Annotated in this window: 22 protein-coding genes and 1 pseudogene; 1 reads left to right on the top strand and 22 read right to left on the bottom strand. The window is 40.4% G+C overall.

The annotated features are described in order from the left end of the window. A pseudogene (locus RUMTOR_RS10650) lies at positions 1-570 on the top strand (ISNCY family transposase); the annotation flags it as partial. Between the two features lie 150 nt (positions 571-720). Here RUMTOR_RS10650 and RUMTOR_RS10655 read toward each other — a convergent pair. The 22 genes from RUMTOR_RS10655 to RUMTOR_RS10760 form a co-directional block, all read right to left on the bottom strand. Beyond that, the gene (locus RUMTOR_RS10655; protein WP_009242161.1) at positions 721-1,332 is read right to left on the bottom strand and encodes a SpoIIIAH-like family protein; all 612 of its coding nucleotides are present in this window, start codon (positions 1,330-1,332) and stop codon (positions 721-723) included. A 23-nt stretch (positions 1,333-1,355) separates the two neighbouring features. Then, on the bottom strand, positions 1,356-1,952 hold the full coding sequence (locus RUMTOR_RS10660) for a hypothetical protein (protein ID WP_004846376.1): 597 nt from the start codon (positions 1,950-1,952) through the stop codon (positions 1,356-1,358). Continuing rightward, positions 1,921-2,301: a stage III sporulation protein AF gene (locus tag RUMTOR_RS10665; RefSeq protein WP_004846375.1), complete on the bottom strand. Its 381-nt coding sequence runs from the start codon at positions 2,299-2,301 to the stop codon at positions 1,921-1,923. The genes RUMTOR_RS10660 and RUMTOR_RS10665 overlap by 32 nt, the downstream gene beginning before the upstream one ends. Before the next feature lie 90 nt (positions 2,302-2,391). Beyond that, positions 2,392-3,570 (bottom strand): stage III sporulation protein AE, encoded by a 1,179-nt coding sequence (locus RUMTOR_RS10670; protein WP_004847816.1) that lies wholly within the window; start codon positions 3,568-3,570, stop codon positions 2,392-2,394. After that, positions 3,567-3,953 carry a SpoIIIAC/SpoIIIAD family protein gene (locus RUMTOR_RS10675; RefSeq protein WP_004847817.1) on the bottom strand — a complete coding sequence of 129 codons (387 nt, stop codon included), beginning with the start codon at positions 3,951-3,953 and terminating at the stop codon, positions 3,567-3,569. The genes RUMTOR_RS10670 and RUMTOR_RS10675 overlap by 4 nt, the downstream gene beginning before the upstream one ends. A 62-nt stretch (positions 3,954-4,015) precedes the next feature. Beyond that, positions 4,016-4,210, bottom strand: a complete 195-nt coding sequence (gene spoIIIAC, locus RUMTOR_RS10680; RefSeq protein ID WP_004847818.1) for a stage III sporulation protein AC — start codon at positions 4,208-4,210, stop codon at positions 4,016-4,018. 22 nt (positions 4,211-4,232) lie between these two features. Continuing rightward, on the bottom strand, positions 4,233-4,751 hold the full coding sequence (locus RUMTOR_RS10685; RefSeq protein ID WP_009242165.1) for a stage III sporulation protein AB: 519 nt from the start codon (positions 4,749-4,751) through the stop codon (positions 4,233-4,235). Beyond that, the gene (gene spoIIIAA, locus RUMTOR_RS10690) at positions 4,739-5,680 is read right to left on the bottom strand and encodes a stage III sporulation protein AA (RefSeq protein ID WP_004847822.1); all 942 of its coding nucleotides are present in this window, start codon (positions 5,678-5,680) and stop codon (positions 4,739-4,741) included. Before spoIIIAA ends, RUMTOR_RS10685 begins: the two co-directional genes overlap by 13 nt. Before the next feature lie 128 nt (positions 5,681-5,808). Next, the gene (miaB, locus tag RUMTOR_RS10695; protein ID WP_004847823.1) at positions 5,809-7,260 is read right to left on the bottom strand and encodes a tRNA (N6-isopentenyl adenosine(37)-C2)-methylthiotransferase MiaB; all 1,452 of its coding nucleotides are present in this window, start codon (positions 7,258-7,260) and stop codon (positions 5,809-5,811) included. 18 nt (positions 7,261-7,278) lie between these two features. Continuing rightward, positions 7,279-7,461, bottom strand: coding sequence for a DUF4250 domain-containing protein (locus RUMTOR_RS10700; RefSeq protein WP_009242169.1), 183 nt, complete (start codon positions 7,459-7,461; stop codon positions 7,279-7,281). Next, complete coding sequence (locus tag RUMTOR_RS10705; RefSeq protein ID WP_004847825.1) at positions 7,431-8,015, bottom strand: 5-formyltetrahydrofolate cyclo-ligase; 585 nt, start codon at positions 8,013-8,015, stop codon at positions 7,431-7,433. The genes RUMTOR_RS10700 and RUMTOR_RS10705 overlap by 31 nt, the downstream gene beginning before the upstream one ends. Further along, positions 7,993-8,214, bottom strand: a complete 222-nt coding sequence (locus RUMTOR_RS10710) for a DUF896 domain-containing protein (RefSeq protein WP_004847826.1) — start codon at positions 8,212-8,214, stop codon at positions 7,993-7,995. The genes RUMTOR_RS10705 and RUMTOR_RS10710 overlap by 23 nt, the downstream gene beginning before the upstream one ends. A gap of 135 nt (positions 8,215-8,349) precedes the next feature. Next, complete coding sequence (locus RUMTOR_RS10715) at positions 8,350-8,748, bottom strand: hypothetical protein (protein ID WP_004847827.1); 399 nt, start codon at positions 8,746-8,748, stop codon at positions 8,350-8,352. 60 nt (positions 8,749-8,808) lie between these two features. After that, the gene (locus RUMTOR_RS10720) at positions 8,809-10,494 is read right to left on the bottom strand and encodes a putative polysaccharide biosynthesis protein (protein WP_009242171.1); all 1,686 of its coding nucleotides are present in this window, start codon (positions 10,492-10,494) and stop codon (positions 8,809-8,811) included. Between the two features lie 42 nt (positions 10,495-10,536). Next, positions 10,537-11,031 carry an rRNA maturation RNase YbeY gene (gene ybeY, locus RUMTOR_RS10725; RefSeq protein ID WP_009242172.1) on the bottom strand — a complete coding sequence of 165 codons (495 nt, stop codon included), beginning with the start codon at positions 11,029-11,031 and terminating at the stop codon, positions 10,537-10,539. Then, the gene (locus RUMTOR_RS10730) at positions 11,028-12,023 is read right to left on the bottom strand and encodes a PhoH family protein (RefSeq protein ID WP_009242173.1); all 996 of its coding nucleotides are present in this window, start codon (positions 12,021-12,023) and stop codon (positions 11,028-11,030) included. The genes ybeY and RUMTOR_RS10730 overlap by 4 nt, the downstream gene beginning before the upstream one ends. Before the next feature lie 126 nt (positions 12,024-12,149). Then, complete coding sequence (locus RUMTOR_RS10735) at positions 12,150-13,247, bottom strand: sporulation protein YqfD (protein WP_004847832.1); 1,098 nt, start codon at positions 13,245-13,247, stop codon at positions 12,150-12,152. Then, positions 13,244-13,531, bottom strand: coding sequence for a YabP/YqfC family sporulation protein (locus tag RUMTOR_RS10740; protein ID WP_009319803.1), 288 nt, complete (start codon positions 13,529-13,531; stop codon positions 13,244-13,246). The genes RUMTOR_RS10735 and RUMTOR_RS10740 overlap by 4 nt, the downstream gene beginning before the upstream one ends. A gap of 87 nt (positions 13,532-13,618) precedes the next feature. Beyond that, the gene (locus RUMTOR_RS10745; RefSeq protein WP_004847834.1) at positions 13,619-13,915 is read right to left on the bottom strand and encodes a Dabb family protein; all 297 of its coding nucleotides are present in this window, start codon (positions 13,913-13,915) and stop codon (positions 13,619-13,621) included. A 33-nt stretch (positions 13,916-13,948) separates the two neighbouring features. Then, positions 13,949-15,331, bottom strand: coding sequence for an MATE family efflux transporter (locus RUMTOR_RS10750; protein ID WP_004847835.1), 1,383 nt, complete (start codon positions 15,329-15,331; stop codon positions 13,949-13,951). A 314-nt stretch (positions 15,332-15,645) separates the two neighbouring features. Next, a complete protein-coding gene (locus tag RUMTOR_RS10755; protein ID WP_004847836.1) occupies positions 15,646-17,283 on the bottom strand; it encodes a transglutaminase domain-containing protein in 1,638 nt (545 codons plus the stop codon). Positions 17,284-17,453: 170 nt separating this feature from the next. Further along, on the bottom strand, positions 17,454-17,937 hold a 484-nt coding region (locus tag RUMTOR_RS10760; RefSeq protein ID WP_330360070.1), incomplete at its 5' end, for an NADH-quinone oxidoreductase subunit NuoE family protein.

Genomic DNA, 17,937 nt, shown 5'->3' on the forward strand with positions numbered 1-17,937 from the left:
CGGATTGAACGTTTATGGGTCACACTGCAGAGCAGGCTCCCTGTTGAGTTCGCAAAACGTGGGATTACTACTGTGTCAGAAGCAAACCGTTTTCTGGAAACAGAGTACAGGGAACTTTTCAATCAGAGGTTTGCCGTTGAGCCGGAAGCAGAGTCTATTTTTGTCTCTGCCGCAAAAGATTTGAATCTGGATTCCATCCTTTGTGTAAAGCACACGAGAAAAACAGATGCAGCCGGGACATTTTCGTTTAAAAATCGGTGTTTTCAAATCCTAGATGAGGGATTTCCGATTATCAATGCCCGCCGTGAGATCACTGTATTAATTAACCCACGTTTTGGAATTCGTGTAGAGTACGGCGGACGAATCTATAATACCATCCGTTATCTGAAACCTCAGAACAAAAATGCCAATACAGAAGTTCCCCAAAAAGTGTCAAAAACAGTAGAACCACACCTTCAGCTGCGTCACAGCAGTGATGAATGGAAAGCAATCTGGTGGATGGAGGATTATAATCTGTCACTTAAATTTTTATATGAGCTATTTTTCGAGAAGCAGCAGTCAGCTTCATAAAAGGGCATTAGCCCTTTTATGAAAGTGACATTTTTTCAAATAAATTTCTATATTAAAAAGTGACATTTTCATAAGTTATTGACACCACGGGATTCAGGCAAACATTCAGATACAATCGAATTTTTCATTTTCACATACAGCAGATACTTTTTATTCACGAATCGGGGTGATCACAATATTTTGCGGTGCAATTTTTGTCTTTCTTGTCACAATATCCTCGATTTGAGCTCGATTCGCATCTGTAAGTTCTTCTGCTTTTACTACGATATCCGCAGAGTCTGCGTCAATACTTACAACCGCTTCCGAAAATCCTTTTGAAGCCATCATTGTCTCCACTGCCGCTTCCTGCTCTGCAATCTGAGTCATCTGTACAAGCTGTGATACCGCTTCTTGTTTTTCCGACTCACTTAAATTTGTATTATCTATAATTGCCTGAAGCGTCTCTTTATTCTGAGCTCTTACCTGCTCCCGTGTTACCTTTGCCTGTGCAACTGTCGTTTCTGCGCTTCCATTCGTCAGTACAGCTTCCCCCGGTGTTCCCTCTACATCGGAATCATTACTTGCAATCTCGTCTCCTACCGTCTCTATATCCTCTTCCGAAATATCGAGCAGCTCCTGATTTGCAAGATCTGCATTTGCTTCCTCAGCTCCCCCGTCTTTTTCATGAAATATTTTTCCGGAATAATTCAAATATCCCGCCACTGCGATCATCACCGCCAACGCAGCTATGATAATCTGATTTTTCTTAAATACTCGTTTCACTTCACAAGCCTCCTTTTTATGTATCATCCCCGTTTCATTATTTTTATCTTATGCGCTTCCACACCAAATAATGCCTGTACCGCTTCTGTAAGATTACGGGCAACAACTGCATCACCTCCTCCGTCCGCAATCACAATCACCCCTTCAACTTCCGGCGTCAGTTCTTTGCTTACATAAGGAACAGATGCTCCGTCTGCCGTCTGCTCATATACGCTGATTTTCTCCGACGTACTTTCCGAATCTTTCCGAACATTGCCGTCGGATGTCTCTTCTTGGGTCTGCGTACTTCCTGAATGATCTTTTTCAATCAATTTCTGTCCGTTTGATTTAAGCGTCACCATCACGGTTACTTTTCCTGCTCCTTTCACCTGCGACAGCACGGAAGATGTTTTTTCTTCTATGTATGTTTCATATTCTCCCGTTTGTGAATTTTTATTTTCTTTTCTTTTATTTTCATCTAATCCGCCTTTTTCCGAAGTCGGGGCAGAGGAACCGGTCGGAAGAACAATAACAAACAGCAGCGCACCAAGCAAAAACATAATGAGAAACATATTTTTCTTCGGAAACTTTTCCCCGTTTTTTAATGCCTTAATATACTCTTGAGCCTTTTTCAAATCCATCTTTTATCGACTCCTTTCCGGCATCTGTATCCGCTTTTTTTGTTCCTGTATGTTCTTCCTCTTTATTTTCTTCTATATAATTTTTCAGCATTTCCTCATAAGAGTTCCCGGCCTCTTCCAGTTCTTTTCTTTCTTTTTCATATACCTGATTACTGTAGATTGCTCCGAATGTTTCTTTCATGCCAAACACACTTAAGACCGGCATAAAAATAAGAACGATCAATACAAGACCGGAAAAAAAACGAATATATCTTTCATAATCTTTTCCCGGTACCGCATGAAGCATCGCCGTCACTACAACAAGATATACTGCTATATTTTGAATCCATTTATATACTTCTTCAAGCATTTTTGCCTCCTTTTAACGAAACAAAGCATACACATATGTATTTTCAGTCCTGCACTTTTTGTTCTTTATATAGTTATCATTTTTCATATTTCATGTAGTTACTCCGGCCACAACCGCTATTGTAAGCAAAAATAAAAATCCTACTGTAAAAATAACGGAAACTATCATTTCATACCCCTCGCTCACTCCGCGGATACAAGCGGTAATTCTTTTGTCCGAAACCGGCTGTACCGCTGCCGCCGCCATTTTATACAAAAGCGCAGACAACAACATTTGCAGAATCGGAACCGCACATATTAAAACCGCTATAAAAGCTCCTGCCATTCCGATTCCGTTTTTAATCAAAACAATCGTTCCCATTGTCACTTCCGCCATTCCTCCCATCACATTTCCTATCCACGGAAGTGCCTCTGCCGTCCTTGTAAGCGCACTTCTTTTTACCGTATCTATCGCAGGTGCCAACAGCCCTTGCACAACATTCACCCCGACAATACATGCAACGATCGTACGAAGCGTCCATGTCACCGCTTTTTTCAACAGATCGGCAAATTCAGAAAAGAGATCTTCTTCCGTTAAGTTTCCAAGCATTTGCACCATAATATAAACATTTATCACCGGGAAGAGAAACCTTACGATCACAAGCTCTGAAATATAAATCAGAAAAAGAATCAAATTATAAAAAAAGATTGAAGTCGCGCTTCCCGACGAAAACGCCACCGCAAGAAAATATCCGGGACAAAGAACTCTCATAAACGTCGTAAGAGACTCCAATTTTTCACTGATTCCATAAACCGCCGTCCGAAAAGACATCAAACAAAGCGTGATCAAAAGCATATATACAACGTAAAAACTTATTCCCGAAATCTGTCTGCTTTGAAAAGCTCCCGCAAAATTGCTGAATACAGCCGCCATAACGGCAATCAATATAATATAAACGAGAGTTTTTTTGCTGTACAAAAACTCATAGGCTATCTCGTCTCTTATGTATCCCGTAAGCAATTCTAACATTTCCCCCGGCTCTCCTGACAGAAAAGAAAATACAACTTCTTCAAAGGAAATTTTCTCTTTTGGAAACAATTCCGATAGACTTTTTTCAATTTCTTTAAAATCAAACTCTTCTTCCAATATTTTTGTTTCCGCTGTTTCTATGCTTTTTTTATCCGATTGAAAATTATCCGTTTCATCTGCCCGGACGATCCTTGTCCCGAACCCAAATACGAGAAGCGTTAAAAATAATGTAAAAAGAAATCTCCCTTTTCTTCCTTTCATGACAGAAACTCCCTGACTGTTTCAAGCAAAGCTGTCAAAACCGGCATCCCAAGCGCCAATATCGTCAGCTTTGCGAACGTTTCTATCTGTCCCGCAATCGTTTGATATCCTGCATCTTTGCAAATTCCGGAAGCAAATTCCGCAATATAAGTAATGCCGACCATCTTAAGAATTACGGAAAAATAGCTTGTTTCAAGATGAGCGTATGCTATAAGTTCTTTTACAGTACGAACGAAAATACCAAGCCTGTCTGAGATGAGCACAAATAGAACAATGCTTACCGCTACGCTTACATAAATCCCGTATTCTGCCTTGCTTCCTTTTAACTGGATCGCCAACATTGCACCGATCACTCCGATCATTCCGGCCTGTATCATGCTCATCTGCTCTCACCTCTTCCTCTTCTATTTTCATTTTCTTTTCTCATTTCCCGCACTTTCGTTTACTATAATGAGAATAATTGTCTGACAGTACGAAAAAGATCATAAATGTAAGGAAGCACCCATGACAACACTAAAATAAGTCCGGCCAGACTTGCAAGAAATGCCTGTTCTTCTCTGCCGCTGTGTTTTAATACCTGACTTAAAATAGAAACAAGTATTCCTACTGCCGCAATTTTAAAAATAAGACTGATATCCATATTTCCTCCTGCTGTTATCCGGTCAAATCAACAGCACTATAAAAAATAAACCCGCCATAACTCCGAGACACCTGCCGACTTTTACCTTCGACGCCAGTTCCGCTCTAAGTTTCTCGATCTCCAGATCCATTTTATTCAAATACATTTCCATTGCACGATCTGATATATCTTTTTCAAAACTTCCGAGAAATGTTCCGGGTTCTTTTATAAGTATCTTATGCTCCTGTTTTAATCCCGGTATTTCCAAATACTTGTCCGTACATCTGTTCCATACCCTCGCAAACCCTGATAAGTCTCGACACTCCATTTCTTCCGCCGTTTTTTTCAGCCACCTTCGGTACGGTTCTTTCACACGGGCAGAGACGCCGAAAAAAATTTCAGGAAGAGGTGCGCAAGTATATTCTATCTCCCCCCTGATTAGTCCAAATACATATCGCAGATAAACCATGTTCCGTAAATATCTTTTCAATTCATTTCCATACACAACACCGGCTCCTGCAGTTGCAGATAATATAAGAATCCCTCCGATCACTTTCTGCACAAAACACTCCCCCGCTCATCATAAATCTCTTTTACTTTCCCCGGATGTCCGTCATTTCCAAGCACAATATACCGTTCAAACATTTTTCTGCGTATCATTTCCCCCAGAACCGGCTTTCTCGCCGCCTCCTCCATATCCATGCCATGTACACTGGCTATCAGTTTGCAGCCACACTGCATCGCATATTCAATAGCATGGATATCTTCTGCCGTACCGATTTCATCCACTGCCACGACCTGAGGAGACATCGAACGAATCAGCATGATCATTCCTTCTGCTTTCGGACAGCAGTCTAGAACGTCCGTGCGCATACCGAGATTGTTTTGCACAATCCCCATATAGCATCCTCCGATTTCCGAACGTTCGTCTACTACGCCGACCGAACAGCCTTTTACATATTCATTTCCATCTGATATCTGACGAATCAAATCTCTGAGAAGTGTTGTTTTTCCACAACGCGGAGGTGAAATGATCAATGTATGGCATACTTTTTTATTTTTCGTAATATATGGAATCAATTCATCGGCACAACCTATCACTTCGTGAGCGATTCTGATATTAAGCGATGATATGTACTGAATATTTTTTACTTTCCCACGGTCGACGATCACTTTTCCTGCAACTCCCACCCTATGTCCTCCTTCCAATGTCAGAAACCCCTGCCTTAACTCATTTTCATATGCATATAAAGAGTATCTGCTCATATATTCTATCGTCTCTTTTATTTCTTCCTTTGTAACAATATGTGCTCTTTCTTTTAACGGAAGTATCTGCTCTTCACCATCGATCATAACAGTAAGCGGCTGTCCGATCCTCATTCTTATTTCCTGAAGTGCTCCGCCTTCACGCAAAATATTTTCAATAATTATACGCACCGATCTGGCTAAAACTCCTGTCACATGTGATATTTTCTTCCCTGTTTTTTCCATCTTGTCCACCTCTTTACACAATATATGTACATCTCCCGAAAATATGAATCAAAAAAGTTTTTAAAATAACAAAAAGGCAACTATCCGATGTTTCTTACGAATAGTCACCTTTGTTCTTACGTCTTTTTTTATTTTCCTACAATTTTTCCTATATAATAAAAGCCTTTGCATTCATCAAGACTCACATCCGCAAACGTACCGATCATAGATTCATCTCCGGGGAAATGTACAAGCAGATTATTGCTCAGACGACCTGTCATCAACCTCTCGTCATGCTCATTGCAAGACTCTACAAGTACTCTTTGAACTGTTCCTTCATGCCTTGAGCACATTTTTGACGAAATCGTCTGTACTTCTTCAAGAAGACGTCCGAACCGGTCTTTTACAACATCATCCGATATCTGATCTTCCATAGCAGCCGCAGGCGTTCCTGTACGCTTAGAATAGATAAATGTGAACGCACTATCATATTGAACTTTACACACAACATCCAGCGTTTCCCGGAAATCTTCTTCCGTCTCTCCGGGAAAACCTACAATAATATCCGTTGTCAGTGAAATATCCGGTATTGCCTTTCTAAGCTTTTCCACAAGTTTAAGATAATGTTCTTTTGTATAACGTCTGTTCATTTTTTCTAATATGCGCGTGCTTCCCGACTGCACAGGAAGATGTAAATGACGACAGATTTTTTTTGACTGTGCCATCACTTCGATCAGTTCATCCGAAAGATCCTTTGGATGGGATGTCATAAAACGGATTCGTTCAATTTTATCAATCTTCTCGATTTCTCGAAGAAGCTGTGCAAACGTCATCGGATGCTCCAGTGTTTTCCCATAGGAATTGACATTTTGTCCAAGCAGCATTACTTCTACAACACCGTCCTCTGCCAGGCGCTCGATTTCCCTTATGATTGCCTTCGGATCCCTGCTTCTTTCACGACCTCTTACATAAGGAACGATACAATAACTGCAGAAATTATTACATCCGAACATAATATTAACTCCTGACTTGAACGGATACTTCCTTTCACTCGGCAGATCTTCTACTATCTTGTCGGTATCTTTCCATATATCGATCACCATTTTTCCTGAATTCATCCGTGAGACGATCAGCTCAGCGAATTTATATATATTATGCGTTCCGAAAATAATATCTACAAACCGATAACTTTTTTTCAGTTTTTCCACAACCTCCGGTTCCTGCATCATACATCCGCACAGAGCGATCATCATATGAGGATTCGTTTTTTTAATCCTGCCTAACTGTCCTAAACGACCGTACACACGTTGATTTGCATTTTCCCGAACAGTACACGTATTATAAATAACAAAATCTGCTTTTTCCTCATCCGGTTCTTCTACATATCCGATCTGTTCCAAAATACCAACCAGCTTTTCCGAATCTCTCGCATTCATCTGACAACCGAATGTTGTAACGCAAAATGTAAATTCTCTTTTTTCCTCTTCCTTAAGCTTTGTTAATTTTTCTTTCGCTTTCTCTATAAAATAATATTGTCTTTCCGGCTCTGTTACCGGAATATTTCTCTCTGCATCTGCTGTTATAAATGTTTTATTTTCCATAACTTCCTCTTATTCCACTCACACAAACTGATTACTGCCTGCATCATATGTATAATCGATCATCTCTAATTTACCGATCAATTCTTGTTTATCAACCTGCATATCTTCACACAACACATCCAGCGTCGAATAATAATCTCTTAATTTTGTATTTACAACACTTAAGAGCATCACCGGATCTCTTGGCAAGCCTGCCGACATGTGATCATCTCCTTTTCCGTAATAATATAATCTACAGGTACGTCATGCACTTCCGGAACAATCTGCTCCACACATTGAAAATCAAATGCCACTCCGACTTTTATGCAATCCGCCTGCTTCAAATATGAGTCATAATATCCTCCGCCATAGCCGATTCGGTTTCCCGCTCTGTCAAACACAACTCCGGGCACGATTACAAGCAGCTTGCTTCCACACTTTGGAATTTCCCGACACCATGATTCCGGTTCCGGTATCCCATGAAATCCCGCTTTTAAATCTGCCATACTGTGAATCAGGGCAAACTTCATTTTTTGCTTTCCGGTCACTTTCGGAACCGCAGCACATTTTCCTCTTCTAAGCGATTCTTCTATAATTTCTTCCGTAGGGACTTCACTTCCGAAAGACGCATAGCAGCATACTGTGCCGGCGTCTTCATACACCTTTGAAGAAAAAAGGCGCGCCGCGATGATGCGCCCCGCCTCTGCTCTTTCTTTTTCAGACATTGCGGCACGAAGCGCCGTCATCATTTTTCTAATGTCCCTTTTTGTTTCCATATTTTTCTCCGAGATTGATCACACTTCCGTCCTTTTCTTCAATGTCGATATTATTGAGCTGACTTCTTAAATTTCTCTTCACCGAGTCCATATATTCTGTCCTTAAAATCTTCTGTTCTTTTTTCTCTGCTTCAGTCAGGCCTTCCGCTTTCGATTTTCTGTATAATTCATTGATCCTTGCTATCTTCTGTTGATCCATTATAATCCCTTTCACTTTTTATCTTCTATCCATAATAACTTCTTATTTTACAGGTCTGTATTATACACTATTTCTTTGATTACGTCCATCGCCATTTTGCGGCTTTTATCATTCCGGCCTTTTCCGTTTTGCTTTTCAACTCGAATAATTTTCTAAAAAAGCATATAATTCTTCTGCAGTTGCAATTTGCTTTCCCTGTGCAATTTCCTGGCGCACTTCTTCCGGAAGATCTGACAGAGGTATTTCGGTAAATTCATAAATCGTTTTTTTATCTTCAAGATAAACGACGACAAATCCGTGAAGTTCCTTAAGATAAAACCCCTTTTTTGCTCCGCCTTTTACTGCCTCTCCTTCGGCCGCAATACTTTCCGTTTTTCCGATGCCGTCTGCCTTTTGTACATCTTCGTTTCTTTCACTCACCTTTTCCATATACTTGTCCATCGTATAATCATATGTCATTTTATATGCAAGCGTTATAAACAAGAAAAATGCCGCGCCCGCACACAAAAAGCCGATCCTGTATTTTGAGTTCATATAATCTACCCCTTTTCTATACAGTATCAGCTTTTTTCTTTTATTTATTCACTTATTTTTTTATTCTTCGCTTGGAGGCATCAATTTCAGCGCCTGACATCCTCTCAATATCCGTGTTCCCATCGGAAGCGCCTGAATATCTTTCTCCGAAAGAGCTCCTAATTTTAAAATAAGGACTCCATAAACAATAACTGCCACGATAATTGCCAAAACAGTCGGGATAACTCTTCCTCCGATCAGACGGTGAAGTCCGAAATGAACAGCATACGTTATAACACCCATAATCGCCGAAGCGATCAACGGCTTTACAAATGTTCTTCGTATATTGATTCTGAATCCGCATACCTGACGTATTTTTCTTTGATTTAAAACACACATAATAACAGCAAATACAATGTTGCTTCCTACGAGCGCATATACATTCAATTTAAACACTGTGAGCATTAAAACAAGCGCTCCCAGATGAACGACCAATGCCGCTGCCGCGTTTTTTGCCGGAGAAGATAAATAATTCAATCCTTGCAAAACTGCATTTGTAATTGTAGACCATCCGTACAAAATAATAACTACGGAACCTAACATTAAAAGCTGCGCCGGCACTTTTCCCGCATCATTATATAGAAGCACCATAAGCGGAGATGCCAGTACAAGAAATCCAACACAGCTTGGAAGCGTTATGATCGTTGTTAAACGAAGCGTCTGATCTATCTGATAATGTGTCTTTTTCCTGTTTCTTGCCATCACAACCGTTGTCAGTGCAGGAACGATCGATGTGCTAAGGGCATAAGGTATTGACATCGGCACGTTAATAAGCGGATCATATTTTCCGGTATAAATTCCCTGAAGAGCCATATACTCACTTTCTGTAAAACCTTGCGCATCCATAATATGATTAAAAACGGTAAGATCCAATATCTGGTTGATGTTGTAAATCGCCGTGCTGAAAATAACGGGAATTGCCGTCATAACGAGAATCTTCAAAATATGAGAATAACTTTCTTTTCCTTTTGTATGATCCCTTTGAATCTGACGGCGTATTCCGCCTTTAAATATCCAAAGAACAAACAACAAGAACAAAAGTCCCGCCGCGGCTCCGATTACTGTTCCAAGCGTACCTCCCGCCGCTCCATAAGCAGGACCTAACAGCTCTTCTCCCGCCTTCTCTCCCGCACGACTTCCCATTCCGAAAAGGACGCTTGCTCCGACAATACTGACAACTGCATTGATGATCTGTTCGATAATCTGCGATACCGCTGTCGGAACCATCGTTCCCAGTCCCTGAAAATATCCTCTTAAAACAGCCATAACAGCAACGATCAAAAGCCCCGGCGACAGCACTTTAAGTGCGTAAACACTGAAAGGCGCTTTCATCATATGTTCCGAAATCGCTCCTGCTCCGAGAAAGATCGCAAGAGATATAATAATTCCTACCGAAACAGCAAATATAAGGGAACATAAAAATACGCGGAACGCATTGCGCCTCTGTCCGACAGCCATCCTTACCGACACAAGTTTTGATACTGCTGTCGGAAGACTTAATGAAGAAAGCATCAATGCAATCGCATATACTTGATAAGCATATCCGTAAAAACCGTTTCCCTCATCCCCTAATATGTTTGTCAGCGGGATACGGTACACAACTCCGATAATCTTCGTGATCACAACCGCCACAGCCAGGATCGACCCTTGAGCGATGTAATCTTCTCCCCTTGTTTTTTTTCTTTGATTTGCCTGTGTATCCCCCATAGTTGTTCTCCTTTTATCCAATGATCCCGAACCTGAAAACATTTATCTTGTAATATTCACAAGTTCCATAATCTTTTTTTGATGCATCTCCATTTCTTTTCTTTCCACTTCTTCCATATGATCGTAACCAAATAAATGAAGCATGCTGTGCGCAATTAGAAATGCATATTCCCGAAGCAGCGAATGTCCGTATTCTTCTGCCTGTTCAAACACTTTATCTACAGAGATCACAATATCCCCAAGCATCAGCTCTCCTGTATCGGGATGAAACAGTCCGGCATCTTCATCCAAATGCGAAAAATCTCCCGGTGTCTCATAATCTGCCATAGGAAATGACAAAACATCCGTTGCCCGGTCAATCTGCCGCTGCATCCGGTTTATTTCTTTAATCTCTTCATCCGTTGTAAGAAGAAGACTGACCTCTGTTTCATAAGGACATTTCACATAATCAAGCGATGTTTCGATTACAAGCTCCGCAATTTTTCTTGCATCAAACGGCAGTTTTCTGTCTGTCTCTATTTCCATAAATAAACTCACGATTTTTTCCTCCTGCCGTTTTTCCCTTTCGGATTATTCTTTTTCTCATACTCTTCGTACGCACGGACAATCTTCTGCACAAGCGGATGGCGAACAACATCTTTACTTGTCAAACTGCAAATACTTACACCTTCCAGATCTTTTACAACCTTTACCGCTACATCCAAACCTGAAACCGTTCCTGCCGGAAGATCTTTCTGCGTAGAATCTCCCGTAATGACAACTTTTGATCCAAATCCGATTCTTGTCAAAAACATCTTCATCTGAGCCGGTGTCGTATTCTGAGCCTCGTCAAGAATAATAAATGCATTGTCTAACGTTCTGCCTCGCATATATGCCAGAGGCGCAACTTCAATCAGACCTTTTTCTGAATTTTTCAAAAAACTTTCCGCTCCCATGATCTGATAAAGAGCATCATATAACGGACGCAAGTACGGATCGATCTTACTTTGAAGATCTCCCGGAAGAAATCCCAGTTTTTCTCCTGCCTCGATTGCCGGTCTTGTCAATATGATCCTGTTTACCTCATTGCGTTTAAATGCTGTAATCGCCATTGCCATTGCCAAATATGTTTTTCCTGTTCCTGCCGGACCAAGTCCGAATGTGATCATTCCTTCCCTTATAGAATCTACATATTTTTTCTGTCCGAGAGTTTTAGGCTTGATCGGTTTTCCCTGCAGAGTATGACAGATCAGATCCCGGTCAATTTCCACTATTCCCTCCTCCTGATCTTCAAAAACAAGTGAAATTGCATAATCCACATTCTGTTCCGTAATAGTATTTCCACGCCGTGATAATTCCAAAAGCTGAGTGAGAACACGATGCGTTTTTTCCGCAGCCGTATTTTCTCCTACAATCTTCATACTTCCGTCTCTTGCAATCAATGTGACATGAAATGTTCTCTCTAGTTTCTTTGCATAAGCATCAAACTGCCCAAACACGTTTGCCTCGTGCTCTGCAGGTATATCAATCATCAGTTCCGACAGACTCATCTGTTTCTTTCCTTTCGATCGTTATTATTTCTGTATCTGCCTCTTGTGTAATCCTCTCATTCAAAAAAAGAGTACCCATTGCTTTGGCAGATTTTTCATACAGATGTATTTTAACACTATTTTCTCTTATTTGAATACCTTTTTCTGTAAATCTTTACAAAATCGCTCAAAATCTTTACTGAGAACCGCCCTCATCTCTTCCTTTGTATATATCTTTTCACGCAAGTGATAAGAACGGACGGTTTCCATCCCATATGAAAAAGGAAGATAAAAATTTTTTCCTGCTTTTACTCCGTATTCTTTTGATATAAATTCACAGCGGTTCGGTTTCATTTTTACACTTCCAAAGGAAACCCGGGTATCTTTAACTTTCACATAAAAACGATGTTTTTCTTTTTTATCATATACTTTTTCCTCATATGAAGCCGATAATTCATCTTCGTACTCCATCTGTGTATCCGCAAAAATGTCTGCATCGGCATGACAGTATTTATAGCCGATCACTTCCTTACTGTCGTTTACGATCTCCACTCGTCCGCTGACAAGAATATCTCCTTTTTTTACTGTATCACCGACATGAACTTGAGGCGTTCCTGTTCTTGTCACAATTTTTGTGATCACCCCATCTGAAGACGCGACAAGATCTACAGCGTTCTCATCTTTCTTTTTTTCTTCCTTCTCGAAAGAATCTTCATTTTCTTTAATTTGAATTTTTAGTCTGCTTCCGTCCAGTGATGCGGATACCCATACAACGTCATCATATTGCGTCCTGATCTCTTTTACGATTTTTCGGCAGTCTGCCTCTTTTTTTAGCATCCCCGCAAACACACCTTTCTCTCTTAAAAAAGACGACAACGCTTCATCCGTTCGCGTCTCATTCCCCGTAAAATGAATATCCCATATAAACATTGAATAAATCTGCAGTAAAAAAATACAGATAATAAAACCGGCAAAAAATAACTTTCGCTTCCGATTATTATAAAGAGAAAACGGAAATCCATATTTCTCTTTCACCCTTACTTTTGTATGCGTCTTTTTCGCAAAAGGTCTGATCCTTTTAAAATCTCGTACACTCATACAAAGTTCATAGCAGTGATCTTCATAGGCCAATCCCCAGATTAAAATATGGTGATAGGAACACAGATTCAAAAAACGCTCAGGAGAATATCCCTGAATCTGTATTTTTACATACCCCCGCAGATATCGCATTCCATTTTCAATCATCGGAGATTCCTCCCCTCCTGAAATTCAATCAAATTGATCGAACCGGTAATCTTCATTTCGTCATTCGTATAAAACTCTATTTCCAAACAACTTCCTTTTAACTGTATCTGTCCGTGTTTTGTTCTTATACGTACGAGAGTGTCTGTATACTCCGTGATCCCGCTGTAATTTTCAATACACACTTCCGACATTCCCAGAACTGTAACAACCGAAGCTCCCATAACAACATCTTTCGGCATACTTGCAGCCGATGCCAATTTCTTTTTAATCTGTTCTTTTTCCATATAAAAAATGCCACACATACGCCTTTTATAACAAGTATATGTGCGGCACTTTCTGTCCTATTCTTCTTTATTTCCGTTGATCGGCAATCAATAATCGAGACATGCTCTCTCTGTCACAAACGGCCTTACATATGTATCGGCAACAGCTACATGAGCCGGGTGTTTTGCGTAAACAGAAATATCTTCTTCCTTCTCAAACGTACTGACTAAAGCCATATCATGAGTGCTCGATCCGAACGGACAAGCAACAAACTCAAGAGTCAAAAGTCCGGGGATTTTTCCTACAAGGGCTGTAAGATTTTCTTCCATAGCTTTTTTTAATTCTTCTTTTTTATTTTCTTCTATTTCCGGTTTGAATTTCCACATAACAATATGATGTACCATTTTTCTACCTCTTTCTTAATATTTTCCTGCTTTTTATGTATCTTGTATTTTTTTGTTCTCCATTGTTTGCAGCGCTTTCTTGAATCGTACTGTAAACAAGATCGCCGTAAACGTCACAGCCAGCAGATCTGCCGCCGGTTCTGCAAGGTAAACAGCCATCGTTTTATTTGACGAAAACAGCAGCGGCATTATGTAAATCAGTGGAAGGAGCAGAATAAACTTACGCATCACGGCAACCACAATAGACTCTACAGCTCTTCCGAGTGCATTAAACGTCATCTGACACGCCATCTGAATTCCGAAAATCAGCATAACCGCCATATAAATACGAAGCGCCGGACGGGTAAATACGATCAAATCGGCTTCTGTCGTAAACATTCCTGCAAACACCTCCGGGAAAAGCATAACCGCTCCCCATAAAATTGTCGAATAACAAAGACTTACTTTTAACAAGAGCTTAAACGCACTTTTTACACGCCCTGCATTCCCCGCTCCGTAATTATAACTGATGATCGGCTGCGCACCCTGTCCGAGGCCTTGAAGGGGAAGCAGTGCAAACTGCATAACACTTGTCAAAATCGCCATCGCGCTTACTGCCATATCTCCTCCGTAACTTTGTAAAGAAGCGTTAAAGCAAACAGAAATCACACTTTCGCTCGCCTGCATAACGAACGTCGCCGCTCCCAATGCCAGACACGGAAAAATAATTTTCGGGCGAAGGAGCAAATTTTCTTTTCGGATCTTCAGCATCGTTTTCCTTCCCATTAGGAAAGAGATTACCCAAATACAGGACAATGCCTGCGATATAATCGTGGCAAGAGCCGCTCCTTTGACACCCATTCCGAATCCAAATATAAAGATCGGATCAAGTATGATATTGGAAATCGCACCGATCAATACAGACAACATTCCCGTCTTTGCGAATCCTTGCGCTGTAATAAACGCATTCATGCCAAGTGTAAGTTCTACAAAGATCGTACCGACTGCATAAATGTTCATATAGCTGACTGCATACTCGATTGATTTTCTGCTCGCGCCAAACAGCATAAGCAGATCTCTGCTCCATATAAGCAGCACTGCTGTCAGGATTGCAGATATTATTATCTGCATTGCAAAACAGTTTCCCAATATCTTTTCGGCTGTTTCATTGTCTTTCTTTCCCATATAAATCGACACCCGCGGAGACCCGCCATAGCCGACGAGGGCCGCAAACGCCGAAACAAGCATAATCAAAGGCATACATACTCCGACTCCCGCGAGAGCGGAAACCCCTACATTTGGGATATGTCCGATATAAATCCTGTCAACAAGATTATACAGCATATTGATCATTTGCGCCGCAACTGTCGGAAGCGCCAGTTTTAAAAGCAGTTTTCCGATCGGTTCTTTTCCTAAAAACGCTTTATCCTGTTCCATTTTTTAGCTCCTGTCTTTTCCGTTATTTGTTTTTAACCATAAAGAACATTATAATTCTTAAAATTCAAGTGTCAAGCTAAAAAATATCATATACACATCTACAAAAAATATCATATACACATCTACACATCATTTCCATATGAAAACAATTACAAAAATTTAATCCCCGCTCCGTCTTTGATATGCTCCCCCTCCTCGATAAACAGTTTTATTATTTTAACTGTCTACCTAGAAGGGGACATATCACTTTCAACGAAACGGGGATTTTTTCTGCCTCTTATGTTTCACTTATGAAATCTGATTCACGATATCTTTTATAACGAATCAATTTTACCACACACATATCTTAAGATTTTCCGCAGATCTTTTATATCTACCTTATCGTCTTTTTCCACATCAGCCGCAAGCTCCTGCATCTCGTTCAATTCTATCTTCTGACATATGCTGCGCAATACTACACGAACATCTCCGATCGCGACATTTCCATCCAAGTCCACATCACCTTTTTTGTAGTCGGAAGTATCTGCCACAAAAGTGCATCCGTTTTTCTTCGCAAACTCTTCTGCATATGTACCTCTGTTTCCGTAAACCGTAACCTGCTTCAAATTCACTCCGTTAAACGCATCCGCCTCAATAGATTCAAGACTGTCCGGAAGATATAATTCTTTAATGCCTGTACAATAGTTGAATACATATGGCATAACCGTCGTAATACCTTCCTCCAGTTCTATCTTCGTAATATTTGATCTTGAATCAAATGTTGTATTATCAAGCACAACCGTTCCCGGTACTTTCACTTCTGTTTTTGCTTCCGGAATTGTCAAAAGCAACGTTTTCTCTTTGTTATATATACAGCCGTCATAGGAAGAATACTTACTGTTTCCCTCTTCCACATGAATATCTTTCAGCTTCTCGCATACAAAAGTCTCTTTCTCATCATACTTTTCCGTCTCTTTCGGAAGTGTAAAACTCTCATCTGTCCTTGCAGCAGGATAACATAAGATCTCTTTTAAATCTTTTGTAAAAAGCACCCCATCCACGGAAGCATAAGCCGTATTTTCTTCTGCCACACGAATCTCCTGTAAAGAAACCGCATTAGATACGAGCTGTGTATCGATATGGGTAACTCTTTTTGAAATATCTAATGTTTTCAGCGTACTGTTAAAAATGTCGGATGACACAGATACAATATCCAAATCATTAAATTTTTCCGGTATCTTCACCTCTGTTATTCCGTCTTTTACTCCCACTACAGCAATACCGTTTGAAAACCCGATCTGCGTATTATTTGCTCCTTCCAAACGAACCTGCACAAGATCCTGCGTTTTATGAGAACCCGAAAAATCTTTTACATCCGGAGCAAAATAGTAGTTAGGATTGGAAACTCCCCATGTAGTATCAGAATAAAACCATTTTCCATCCGCATATACGAGATTCCATGCATGACCTTGTCCGCCTGCCCAGCCGATAACATAAATTGCCGGAATACCTGCCGCATTAAGCATCGCTTTATACAGATTTGAATAACCTCCGCACACAGCCACTTTCTTCGTAAACACATCATACGGAGCAAGTCCGATATCTGTATCATTTGATCCTGCATACCGTACGTTTTTTGTAATCCAATCATAAATAAGTCTTGCTTTTTTATAATCTTCCGTCTCTCCTTTTACGATCTGATCGTCAACAAATGTTTTGATCTCCTGTGCCTGTGCATCGTTCATCGGAGCCAGAGACTGATCCCATGTTTTAAAATCATCTTTATTACAATACTTAAGCAGATCCAACGCAGCCTGATCATACTCCAAGTTTTCCTGGTTTTTCTGCTCTGCCTTTAAATCATAAACTACGGGACTGTCCTCAACTGCATATACCGGCACTGATGTAACCGCTACCGAAACTACCGCCGTAAATGCCAAAACACCTGCTTTTATCCGTCTTGCTTTTTTCATATTCTTTTTCCTCTTCTGCACATATCATTACATTGCAACATTCTTTTACAAGATATCATATTTTTTTGTGCATTTCAACATTTTTATGCTCTTTTCTTTCTGTATTTTAGGCTGTTTTTGCACCTGATCTTTTGGCATTCCTTTCTTCATCCGGCAATATATCCGATCCCTCATCTCTCTTTACAGATATTATTCAGCAATGTTTTTATATCTTTGAGCTGTTCACCGGAATACAGTTTTCTGTCAATATACATATTAGGCGACGTCCTGCACTGTTTCAGGCAATTTCGTGTCCGCAATTCAAATCGTCCATCAGATGAAATCCCGTCTTTTTTGATTCCCAGCTCTCGTCTGAGATTTTGAAGGATCGTCATTCCATCTTTCTTTCCGCACCTCTCGCCTGTGCATGCAATAATTTCATGAGCCTGCTTCGCCTCTTTTATACTCGGATACATTTTGATTAAACAATTTAAAAATTTATCCGTAATTTCTGTCGTCTCTATAACCCGCACCTTCAATTCCGGCGTAATGCACCCCTCTGCTTCCTGAAGCTCACGCAACAATGCAATAACCATCTCCTGACTGCTCTTATCCCGTTGTTTCCCATAGTAGGCAAAAATTTCTTCTATTTGTTCCGACATTTTCTTCCTCACC

The sequence above is a fragment of the [Ruminococcus] torques ATCC 27756 genome, from assembly GCF_000153925.1.
Classification (GTDB): Bacteria; Bacillota; Clostridia; order Lachnospirales; family Lachnospiraceae; genus Mediterraneibacter; species Mediterraneibacter torques.